Source organism: Marinomonas sp. IMCC 4694 (assembly GCF_008122525.1).
GTDB lineage: Bacteria > Pseudomonadota > Gammaproteobacteria > Pseudomonadales > Marinomonadaceae > Marinomonas.
Genome location: NZ_VSRV01000003.1, coordinates 1 through 11,651 on the forward strand (window position 1 = coordinate 1; position 11,651 = coordinate 11,651).

The following is an 11,651-nucleotide window of genomic DNA, read 5'->3' on the forward strand; positions in this document are numbered from 1 at the left end:
AGCATTTTTAAAAGCACATCGCTTACGACAGCCGCCAAAGGGCTTAGTATTTCATAGCGATAGAGGTTCGCAATACACGAGTAAACGCTTTAGAAGCCTATTAAAACGGCTTGATTGCCGCTCTAGCATGGGTGACGTCGGTGCGTGTTGGGATAATGCCGTGGTTGAAAGGTTCTTCGGCAGTTTAAAACATGATTGGTTGTTCAAGGTAGCACAACCAACAAGAGAGCATATGAAGCAAGATGTTGCGGCCTATGTGAAATATTACAATCTGGAGCGATTACATTCGTCGAATGGCGACCAATCACCCATTGAGTATGAAAACTCCTTTAGGAAAGTGTCCGGTTGGACTTGACCAGAACAAACGTAATCTTGTCGATGAAAAGAAACGCGTTGTGGTCGATCAATTACGGAGCCTTAAACGTGCCGATGCCGACCATTTAATGACTCAGCTGAACGCGTTGTATTTCGTCTACTTTGAACCTGCGGTAACGGATCTTGACGCATTGCGTCTGAACGAAACACTCGATATTGAGATCAGCCGTCGTTATTGGTTGTCATTGCCTCCCAGGCCACGGCATATTATTGTGGTCAGTGCCAACCGACGCACTCCTTCAATATTGGCACAACAACCCAACGCTGATTTATCCTATTACCTAAAGCAGATTCCCCATGCCAAAGACGATCAATCCGTGTGGGTGATACAACCTGACCGAAAGGTTTACACAGTTAATAAAGATGAATGGCTAGATAAGCGGGTATTTTTAGCGCCAGGTGCTACTGTATTTTTGGGCCTAAGAGATTTGCCTGTACTCTATAAGAACCTTAACCAACAAATCGCTCATTTACTGTCTCATCGTTTAGGGCCGTGACAATTTGACTAGCTGTCTTTTTGGAGCTGGCTAGCTTTTCAGTTGCGTTTTATTGCGGATAAAGCTCATACGCTCTTGGGAAAGTCGTACGGTTTTGGCAATGTATTTACGCTGTTTAAAGGCTTTGGTTTGAGCCGTTTGTTGCGCAAAACGCACGAGATGCCTGATGAGTTTCTCACTGATTGAGTGCTGAATAAGGCGCTTTGCCAACCAGTGCAAAGGACGTTGCCACCAGGTGAGGCTTTGAAACAAAGGGTCTTCTAGGCTCAACAATGGAAAAGCACAACCTGGATTGCCTTGTCGACCGGCACGACCGAACAATTGCCAGTCGATACGCGATGAATCATGGGGTTCGTACATAATGACTTGCAATCCGCCTAAGGCAAGCACGTCTTTTGTCACCGGTATATCGGTGCCACGCCCTGCCATGTTGGTAGACAAGGTAATTTTATGCATTTCACCTGCTGTCGCCACAATCTCTGCTTCTTGTGCAAGGCGTTTGGCATTGAGTACATTGAACTCGAAGCCCGCTTCTTGAAGAATAATGTCTAATTGCTCTGTGTCTCTAATACGTCGAGTCCCTAATAAAATTGGCAAGCCCGACTGTTGTATCGTATGAATCAGCTGGATTAAAGCGCGGTTTTTATCCTCCTTTGAAGCGTAACACGCGTATTCTGCCACGTTAAGCTGCGTGGGTAATCGAGTGGGCATTTCTAATGTTTTGGTGCGATAGGTATGAAATAATTCTTGCTGTACATTTTGTAAAGTGCCGCTGGCGCCCGTGAGATGATGATAAGACTGGAAAAAATTCTGAAAGCTCATCTTCTCCAAGGTTTTACTCGGTGGCGTCAGCGGCACATTGACTCTGGCTTCGACCGCTTGGTGCAGCCCATAACTCCATGAACGACCATGCATCATCCGACCGGTAGATTCATCCACCAAAATCACTTCGTCGTCCACAATAACAAAATGCTCGTCGAGCTTAAAACGGTCTCTGGCTAATATGGCCTGGGAGACCAAGTCTTCTAGTCGACCACGATGGTGCCAAAGGGTCGGAAATTCTTCTGTCGCGTCTGTCAGTTTCTGATGGCCCGCTGGTGTGTATTGCACATCCCAATCTTCTTGCTGAAGTTTATAATCAAGGTCGGCCTCAAGACGATCAACAAACTCTTTGGCGATGCACACGGCTTGATGCAGTAAGCCATTTTCTTCTTGTGCCGAAATGATCAAGGGCGTCGTGGCGTCGTCTATTAAGATGGAATCGGCTTCATCGATGATCACATAATACAAACCACGCATTTGCAAAGAATGACCTCCGGCTTGCCAGTTGGTCAGCGCCATACGAGTACGACTGGCGAGACCGCCCAGCTTAATCACGTCGTTCAAATAATCCGCGAGCATCTGTTTCGCTGTACCGTATACGATATTGGCTTGATAACGCTGGGCTTTTTCATCAGGCTCAAGCTCTTGCTCGACAAAGCTAGCCATCACGCCTGATACGTCATATAAAGGCAGCATTTGCTCTCGGTCACGTTCAGCTAGGTAGTCGTTGGCGGTAATCACATGGCAGGGCTTTTGGCTCCAGCCAAATACCACAGACACTACGGCAATCGTTAACGTTTTGCCCTCTCCGGGCGCCAATTGCACCAGATACCCATCAATCATGGCTAATGCACAAGCAAGCTGTATTGGGTAAGGAGTCATACCAAGCTGTCGCTCACTGGAGACAACAATCCACGCCAAGGCTTGTTGGAGGTCTTCACGCTGAGAAACCAGTCGACCACGGCGAGCAAGCCCAGCAAAGGTGACTCTTTTCGCTTCAAAATCCGCTTCGTTAAGGGCCCGAAAAGTCTCCAGTTGAGCCGTTATTGAATGCCCTTCTTCTAAGTAGCGCTGCACCTGCGCCGCGTGGCCTTGACGATTTCGCCATAGGTGCCAGTAGCCGGCCAACATAGAGGGGGAATTAAGCGTCAGTCGGGGTTCAAAAAAAGCACTCATAGGTTAAATTTGGTACCGGCGTTGTAAAATTTGTAAGATCGCTTGTCGGGCTTGCCAAAAAATAGACTGCCACTGCAAATCGATTAACAACCACCCCGTCATGCCCTCTAATGCGAGTAAGGCGGGTTGATTCACTAAGTCAGACATGGGCACAACGATTTCAAAAAAAGGTTCTTGCGATACCATGTTGCCATTTCCATCCCGTTGCGCCATCACAGGCCCACCACTTGCCCAGCCTAATGCAGCGGACGGAAGTATGGTTTGACGAAATGGGTTCAGTTGCAATTGATTAATATTCAACGTGATATCGGCTTGCCCACTAAGGCGCAGCTCACTGTGAACACTGAGTGTCTGATCAAACAGATTCGACGCTTGCTCTTGGGTCACCACCGCAGAAAAACGCAAACTGGATAAGTCGTACAATACACCAACCTCATCGGACTGGTTGAAAAAAGCTCCTAGCTTATTTTTGAGCTGGGCAGGCATCCAAATGCCATCAAATGGGGCCACGACCGCCAGTTCCGCCAAGCGGTTACTCAGCTCATCGCGCTGCTCATTGAGCGCTGCTTGCTGCCTTAATAAGGCCAATTGACTGGCTTGATCATTGTCGAGCGCTTGCCTAATGCGCCACTCTACCTCAACAATTTGTTGCGTTGCTAAATGGTATTGGTGGTTCAGTTCAGGATTGGTAAAGCGCGCTAAGACATCGCCTTTTTGCACACGCACTCCGCTTGACATACTGGCTTCAACCAGATACCCGCCTGATCGTGTGAACATCTGGCTGCTATTAGACGCCTGTATCACGCCCGGCGCTTTAATATTATAGGGCACCGGCAAGAAGGAAATCACCGCCACAAGACCAAACAAAATACCACCACTGATGAACCAAGCTCGCCGACGGTTTTTACGCAGCTCACCGTTACTCGAAAGAAATTTGAGCAGCTTCCAAAGCGGCATCACGACCCACATGCCAAATGAAACGGTTAACATGGCGACACCCAGACCAATCCATAAATCCGCCGCATACAAGGTAATAATTAACACAATGGCCAAACGGTACAATAAGCTCGCTATACCATAGATGGTATACCAGACTCGCTCATACGTGTTATTGGAAGGCGACTCGGCTTTTTCTGTCCCCAAGACCCAACGATTAAGATAGTACAGCCATTGCTCGCCGCCTTTTTTATACAAGTTAGGTAAGTCGGTAATGTCTGACAAAATGTAATACGCATCAAATTTCAGCAAGGGGTTACCGTTGAACAACAAGCTCGATACTGACCCGATGATCATCACATTATAAGCGAGACTATTGAGCACGCCAGGGGCGGTTTTTGCCCATAGCATGGCGGCAAGAGCGGCGATAAACAGCTCGACGTACATACCCGCACCACCCACAATGGCACGCTGCCAACGGCTGCGTAACGACCACGTTTGAGTCGCATCTACATAAGGCAATGGCGTTAAAATAATGAACATGAGCCCTAGGGTATTTACCTGCCCACCAAAACATTTGATGGCGATGGCGTGCCCCATTTCATGGATAAACTTTAGCCCAAACAAACCCACATACAGTAATACGAGGTTATCCGGGGATAAAAAACCTTGCCCCTGATCCCGTAACTCTCCCCAATTCGATAACACGGTTTCAACACCAAAGCCGATAACAATCAGCCAAAGCAAAAAAGCGCCCTTGCTGAACAATGGGAAAAGCACACGGGCAAATGTCGATAACATGGCCTGTGGGTTCCAAATAGGAACTCGCAGGTACATAAAAGCCATGAGTTTAGTTAGGTGTTCTTGGCGAGTTTGCTTATTTTTTCGGTCTAAAATCGCGCTGTTGTCTGACTCAGAACGATAAAACAATAAGTTACTGTGGTGTAATTGCGACAGCACCTGGATCACTTCTTCCTGACCGGGAGCTTCTTCTGGGTAAGCCTCGATAAATTCTTGCCATACCTGCTCGATGGTTTTAGTCACTGTTAAGCGACTCAGAAAACGATACACGGTTTCTGGCACACGAAAAAACTTACCGGAGCAAGCGTCTTGTAGGACATACCAGATCAAACCACGATACAACTGCTTGTGTATTTTTGTTGTTGGAATAAGCGCAACTTTTAACTGTGCGACTTGATACCAACCTTCACTAAAGGTACTGGCCATGATATCACTCGTTCTCTGGGCTAATTATTATCAAACTCTCACCGCGACACACATAGCACCAAACACCTACCACCACAAAAGCAGTCTCAGCTGATTATACGATTTACGACCGAGTATCCAGTAAGGCGCGGCGTCCCCTTTATCGACTTTAGCCACCCCTGTCATGCCTGGGCGCCACCAGTTTTGCGGGGCTTCAAGCAGTTTTGCTTTGATTTGAAACGTGGCGCCTTTTTGCCCACCATCAACAGCAATAGGAATGATTTTCTCTACTTCAAACGCTAAAGGCGATAAGGGTTGACTGACCAACGCAAATTCGCCCCGATCACCCAATTCAATAAAGTGAATGTCGCGCTCATCGACTAAAAGTTGAAGGTAAATGTCTTCAATACGGGCGACCGTCATCAGAGCATCCCCTTTTCGAATGGGGGCACCAAGCAGATCTTTACGCTCGCCTTTAATAATAACGCCCGCAAACGGCGACGTAATATTTGTCTCCTCAAGCATGCGCTGAACGCGTGTGCTTCGAGCTTCAATCTGTGCACCACGAGCCTTAGCAATTTCTGTTTCAATGATGTCGTTACTGGCACGCGCCTTATCTTCTTCTGAAGCATAACGCTGGCGTTCAGCCGCCAGCTCGGTCAGCTGTAATAACAAATCCTGTTTTTCTAGCGTCAATAACGTCTGAGAACGCTCGACGCTGTCGCCTACCGTGGCCAATACGTCAATAACCAACCCATCTTGGGAAGCGTTTATCAACTGCGTTCGATCGGTCAAAAATTCTCCGTTGGATTCTACTCTGAAGCTCAATGAGCCAAAAACGAGCCACAACATCGCACTGCTTAGGACCACGGTGGCGACTTTTGTCCATAACCATTCGGGGCCAACTAAGGTTTCTAAAATGCGCCCTGTACGGCGCTTAAAGCGTTTCCACAGCCCGTCTTCTTTCACTTTTAAATCATCAAAACGACTGGACAGTAAACTCAACATAAAGGTCAATGAATGCACAACACCGGTGTCAATTAACCCCTTCATTTTAACAATCAACACGCTTCCAATTGGCTGCCCTTCGTTACCAAATATCACCAAGGTAGCCAAATCATCGCACCCTAATTCCCGACGCAATTGTTCGTGGGCCAATACAATCATGCCGTCGGTGGTACTAGAATGAGAAAGATGCAGTACTGAATGTTGATCAGCCGCTTCTTCCAAAGCAGCTTCGTACAATTTGACCAAATCGGCTTTTTCTTCAAAGCGATCAAAGTGACTAATGCATTCGATGCGTATGTATTCGCCTTTTTGCCAACCAATAGCGGCCAAATCAATATCATTACACTGAGAAACCAAACTGTTCACCAACGCATAAGCAGACAACGCGAGCGGCGTTGCAGCGTAGATTTCTGGCATAATAGACAAGAGCGATAATGCGTCGTTAGAATCATTGTTTGAGTCTGAGCGTGTTTCAGGGCGATCATTGGCAATGTCTGCTATTAACTGCGCGCGCAGTACAATATCCCCTAATCGGGTGTGATTTTCTTCGGCTATTTTTAGCAATAACACCCGTGGTTGCTGCGTCGTTAAACGAAAACAAAGCCAGTGAGGTTTGGCTTGTAGCGGGACTTTATCATGATGTGCCGCAAAGCCATTTTGCACACTTCGAACGACTAACTCAGGCAGCCACTCACACTCCGTCGGAAGCGCTAGCGGACTGACCGGATGACCAAGCGAATCTTCCGCTGCCACCACCTCTGCTTGCAACGCCACCTTACCCGTCCCTGTAATAGCAAAAACGTGCGCGCCCTCAGCCAAGCACAATACTTCAGCGATATTGACAAAATCGGCCCAGAATACCTCAGGCGACGAATGGAAATTACGTTTACGCAGCGCCCTAAGACGGCTGATAAATTCATTAATATTGACGGCTGCCATAACGGTTTATTGACCTTTTTCACTCACTAGACGCTTGTACATCAAGCCAGCATTAAATTGTTCGGGACGCCCCATAATAGGCATAAAATGATTCAGAGACATCAGCAAATGATCCAACCTACTCGCTTGAAAATACGATAGATTCATCGTCAAATAGCACCACGACATCATCGACCAACTAACTCAACAGACACTCGAACTCCGGGGCGCATTACACCATCTGGGTTGTTGAGTTTTATCTTAATTTCGACTAAACCACTGGCCGCATCGGCTATCGGAGCAATGTAATCGATAAAACCCTGCTGTATCGGTAAGTTTTCAATGGTCACTGGGAGTTCAGCACCGAGCGTTAAATTACGTGCCAGCACATCACGAATATTGAGTTTAACAAACAATTCCGTCACGTCTACCAAGCCTATAATCGGCTCGCCAACAGGGGCCCACTCGCCTTGGTGTTGCACCACTTGCGTGACAATACCTGCAACAGGGGCGCGCAAAACACGGTCTTTTACACGCTGAGCGCTGATCTCATACTCTAGCTGCTCACGTTCTTCACGCTCGGTAAGCTGGGCGATTTGACCATCTAAATCAATGAGTTGCAACTGCAAACCATCCAATTCATCCAAACTTATCGAACGCGACTCTTGATACAAGGCTTGTGCTACGGCGTATTTTTTCGCGAGTATCACGCGCCTAGCGACTAAACTCTGCTGTTCTTTGGTATCGAGCCAGATCAGTTTATTACGCGTCATTTCCAGTGTTTGCATGGTGCTGTCAAGGGTAACCAAAGGGTCCATCGCCTTCACCAAGGAACCCGACTTAACATGCACTTGTCGAATAACACCATTATCGGCCATGGCGAGTTTTAAATTCATCTCAGGGTACAAGACCCCAACAACAGGTTGCGCACTAGCAAAAGAGGCAAGTGAACCTAACACTAAGACAGCCATGCTATAGGGTATTTTTTTCATACTTTGCTTCTTCTAATTATTTAATAAAAGCCATACTAGATTTATGTAAAAATGAGTCATATCACATAAACCTAGTGTTGGCTTTTTTCTTATTCTTGCCATTAGCCATTAAGGGTTCAACAGAGAACCATCTGCTAATGCCAAAGATACTTTCGCGAGTTCATACTTAATCATCCCATCAATGTAGCGCTGGCGCTCTAAATTCAGTGAATCTTCACGCTGATAAATGTCTTTGATATTGCCATAGCCAACATCAAATTTGCGTAATTCAGACTGATATAGGTCTTCTAAAATATCAATATTTTCTTGTAACGTATTCATTTCTTGATAGCTGGTGCGTACTTGAAACAAACGCGCTCTTAGGTCATTTTTTAGGCTCACTTCTACCGCACGTAAATCCTCTCTATGCTGGTCTTGTTTTAAAATTGCCATGACTTTCTGAGCATTTGCTCGCTTATTTTGGCCTATCGGCATAGAAAAATTCAGACCGATGTTCCAGGTTGGGTAGTCTCCGTTAAAAGCATCTCCTCCCTCATAGGTCATCGCCAAATTATTTGAACTGTAGCCTAACTCCAAATCTAACTTAGGCAAATTACTGTCTTCTGCCACTCGAATCTCTTCATCTTGAATGGCGATGTTTTGTTGTAGTATCTTGGCATTTGGCCAGATGCGATAAACCCGCTGATAGTAATCTTCAAACGAGCCCGATAGCTCAAATGCAGAGCGGTCCGGACCTGATTCCAGTACGTAACGCACCATACTCAGATTGTCCACGTCGCTGTTCATCAGGGTGGATATCTGGTAACTCACTTCATTTTGTGCCTGACGCGCGCCCGCTAAAGCCACTTTGCGCTTAAGTAATTCCGATTTAGCGTCGGTCAAGGCGCTGTCGGACTCCTTGCCGCTTTTCACTCGCTTGGCGATGTCTACAAGCATTTTCTCAGCGTTATCCACCGCCATGCTGCGCACTTCTAAAAAGCGCGTTGCTTTGTACAACTGCCAATACAGTGATAACGCTTGAGAGACCATTTTTAACAGTTGCTGCTGATACTGAGCTTCTACGATATCCACTTCCAACTCGGCACGACGAATGCGTGATTCCACACCTACGTTGTGCAACCCCTGCAATAAGGGCTGTCTAAATTGCACACTCACCGCCGTAGTAAACTCAGAATCTCGAATCGATGGGTCAGAAGAGGTTGGAATAATGTTATTGTCCTTTTCAGCCGCATTATAACTGATCGTCGCTTCACCACCGGTTGATAGCAGCTTTCGTACGCCAAAACTTAACGACGTATTCGATTCATCAAGGATATTTTTACCCGTGGAAGTATACGAAGATTGCTTTTCCTGGGCAGTACGTTGTACATGAGCGTCGCTGTATTTTAACGACGAGAAAAATTCCGCTTGGTAAGCCCCTGTTTCATAATGAATTTTTTCGGCGCTTAACTGACGCTGAAGATCGGCGTAAATGATTTGAGCGTTTTGATCCAACACACGTTGCACAATACTGTCTATAGTCAAAGGCCGTTGATTATTGTCTGTCGCAACAGCCAACTCGGCTAACGTAGTGGCTAAAGCGGTTTCTAATGTACTTGCTTTTGCTTTCTCTTTTTCCGTCGACAGAGTAATTAGAACACGCTCTACCTGTGTGGATTTACCAAGTGGCAGGTGAACATCATCGTCCGCTATCGCCAATGCAGACAAACTTGCCAAAGAGCAAGAAGCAAGTAAAACGGGAAGGTGTTTCATGGTACTTTCTCTCATTGTCGTTTTCCTCAAACTTAGCGCTTTCTCTAGGCGTAACACCTAAAGAAAGCACTATTTCGCGTTATTTTTTTTAGCTTATAGAATGGATTCAAGAATCGATTCTTCGTCATTTTCATCTATCGAATAAAAGAACAAATAATCAGAGGTGGTATTCCCTAATACATCAATCTGACGGTTGCCGTAACGATTCACCAAATCACTCATTAAAGACTGAACCGGTGATAAGTTCGCGCGGCTCTGATTGACGCCTGTTTCAAAAGAGAGACCGTCATTCACTCGCGGCCCTTGGCCCGCTATACGCAAAATCGATGTTTCTAATTGTTGCTCAGCTTGTGTTTTCGTTTGCGTTTGAACTGAGTTTTGTACACCCGATTTAGACGCCGTGTCGCCAATGACACCGCGCGTAATATACACATAGTCATCTACCTCACCTTGAGAGGTCGCATCTCCATTGCTTTGTAAACGGTTTAGCAAGCTATTTTCGAGCAAATTGGCTTCAAATACCTCATTCAGATTGTTAACTTCACGAGGAGCATTCAGCGATTGAATAAATTGCTCTTCCGTTAACGTATCATCGACCAACTGCGCATATTGTGCATTTTGGTTTTGTGAATAGAACTGCGCATAATAGGTATTTTCCTGCGTGTTATTCGTCACAATATAAGAACGATTATCCTTAGTTACACGAATCGACTCGCCAACAATACCCTTATCAATGATCACATCAGCTCGTACTGTGATCATATCTTCACTCACCTCAGCCAGAGCCTCGACAAACCCTCTATTCTCAATATCTAAGTAGAACCCTGTTGAGCTCACATTAAATGTGGGTGTAATCAAGTTCGTGTTGACGGAATCATCGACCACCGCTAAAAGCTTACCTGATGCGATTAAAGTGGCTTGCGTCGCGGCGTTGATTTGATTAAAGGCAATGTCGCCTTTAGTCGCTGTTAACGACACATTAGCCGCTTTCACATTACCCAAGACAATGGAGTTTGCCGTGATTTGCAAGTCACCCGTGGTACCAATCGTCACGCTGTTAACAGTAATGCGGTCCGCTTCTGTGATGAAGACACCGGTGCCACTGACCGCACTGAGGGTGTCAACCTGAGTCGTTACGTTTGATCTCGCTGAACCTACAGCCGATCCGGCGTTCAAATCTAGGTGCGTTGCCGTGACGTTCATGGTGCTGCCAGCCGCATTCATGATGTTGCCGGTATCTGCGACCAAGCTCACGTTTTTGGCGACAACATTACCAATAGTTAGGTTAGTCGCCGCATTCAAACGTGCTGAACTGTTCGTGGCTGTAACAGTCGCACTGCCTACCATGGTCAAGGCGCCTGCTTCGGCGTCCAGCGTGATCGTGCCACCGATTGAGGAAACAGTCGCGACAACACTTAGGTCATCCTTAGCATTCAATACGATATTGCCTGCGGCTGTTGTCACACCTGTTAGTGTTGATTGGGTGTTGCTCGCAACGCCGTTATTATTAATGGTGTTGACGTCTACGGTGACTGTACCCGTTGCTACGGAAGTTGTGTCGCGGACAAACACGCTGCCATTGTCCGAGTTCAATGCCCAAGTAGTAACGGTGGTTTCAAGCGTATTGCTGCTATTGCCCATGCCGTTGTGTGCATTAACAGACAATCCATTTGCGATCACGTTGGTGCTTGCAACGGATGTTTGATTATCCAGCACTTGGCCCGCGGTTGACGTTAACGCAACATCTCCTGATCCCACATTAATCAAACTTAGGTTAATATTGTTAACCGCATCTAGGCGGACATCACCACCCAATGTAGAGATGCTTGAGCCGTCTACCATCGTAATATTACGAGCTGCTAAGACATCCACAGTTTTCGTTATGCCGGTAGTGGTAAGCATTGCGTTGAGCAACACGTCTTGCGCTGCGTTTAGGCTGATGTGGCCTGCGCTGCTGTTGACGTTGGCG

8 protein-coding genes are annotated in these 11,651 nt (G+C 46.6%); 2 read left to right on the plus strand and 6 right to left on the minus strand.

Annotation, left to right across the window (positions count from 1 at the left end; all coding sequences use genetic code 11):
• Together FXV75_RS16245 and FXV75_RS16250 are read left to right on the plus strand one after the other, a co-directional pair.
• Window positions 1-355 (plus strand): integrase core domain-containing protein (locus FXV75_RS16245; RefSeq protein ID WP_148835495.1); only part of this gene is annotated, 355 nt, incomplete at its 5' end.
• A complete protein-coding gene (locus FXV75_RS16250) occupies window positions 318-872 on the plus strand; it encodes a capsule biosynthesis GfcC family protein (protein ID WP_187424936.1) in 555 nt (184 codons plus the stop codon). The genes FXV75_RS16245 and FXV75_RS16250, both read left to right, overlap by 38 nt.
• 30 nt (window positions 873-902) lie before the next feature.
• On the opposite strand, the gene FXV75_RS16255 is transcribed toward FXV75_RS16250, so the two are convergent.
• The 6 genes from FXV75_RS16255 to FXV75_RS16390 all read right to left on the minus strand — a co-directional run.
• Window positions 903-2,870 (minus strand): helicase-related protein, encoded by a 1,968-nt coding sequence (locus FXV75_RS16255; protein WP_148835499.1) that lies wholly within the window; start codon window positions 2,868-2,870, stop codon window positions 903-905.
• Window positions 2,871-2,873: 3 nt separating this feature from the next.
• Entirely contained in the window at window positions 2,874-5,033 is a 2,160-nt protein-coding gene (locus FXV75_RS16260) for a site-2 protease family protein (RefSeq protein WP_148835501.1), read from the minus strand.
• Between the two features lie 66 nt (window positions 5,034-5,099).
• Entirely contained in the window at window positions 5,100-6,959 is a 1,860-nt protein-coding gene (locus tag FXV75_RS16265; protein WP_148835503.1) for an efflux RND transporter periplasmic adaptor subunit, read from the minus strand.
• Between the two features lie 167 nt (window positions 6,960-7,126).
• A complete protein-coding gene (locus tag FXV75_RS16270) occupies window positions 7,127-7,930 on the minus strand; it encodes an efflux RND transporter periplasmic adaptor subunit (RefSeq protein WP_148835505.1) in 804 nt (267 codons plus the stop codon).
• A 108-nt stretch (window positions 7,931-8,038) separates the two neighbouring features.
• Window positions 8,039-9,697 carry a TolC family protein gene (locus tag FXV75_RS16275; RefSeq protein WP_148835507.1) on the minus strand — a complete coding sequence of 553 codons (1,659 nt, stop codon included), beginning with the start codon at window positions 9,695-9,697 and terminating at the stop codon, window positions 8,039-8,041.
• Between the two features lie 78 nt (window positions 9,698-9,775).
• The coding region (locus FXV75_RS16390; protein ID WP_187424937.1) for a beta strand repeat-containing protein at window positions 9,776-11,651 on the minus strand (1,876 nt) is incomplete at its 5' end.

Coding starts and splice junctions, on each gene's coding strand:
- FXV75_RS16250 (WP_187424936.1), top strand. CDS start 318: ATGAAAACTCCTTTAGGAAAGTGTCCGGTTGGACTTGACCAGAACAAA.
- FXV75_RS16255 (WP_148835499.1), bottom strand. CDS start 2,870: ATGAGTGCTTTTTTTGAACCCCGACTGACGCTTAATTCCCCCTCTATG.
- FXV75_RS16260 (WP_148835501.1), bottom strand. CDS start 5,033: ATGGCCAGTACCTTTAGTGAAGGTTGGTATCAAGTCGCACAGTTAAAA.
- FXV75_RS16265 (WP_148835503.1), bottom strand. CDS start 6,959: ATGGCAGCCGTCAATATTAATGAATTTATCAGCCGTCTTAGGGCGCTG.
- FXV75_RS16270 (WP_148835505.1), bottom strand. CDS start 7,930: ATGAAAAAAATACCCTATAGCATGGCTGTCTTAGTGTTAGGTTCACTT.
- FXV75_RS16275 (WP_148835507.1), bottom strand. CDS start 9,697: ATGAGAGAAAGTACCATGAAACACCTTCCCGTTTTACTTGCTTCTTGC.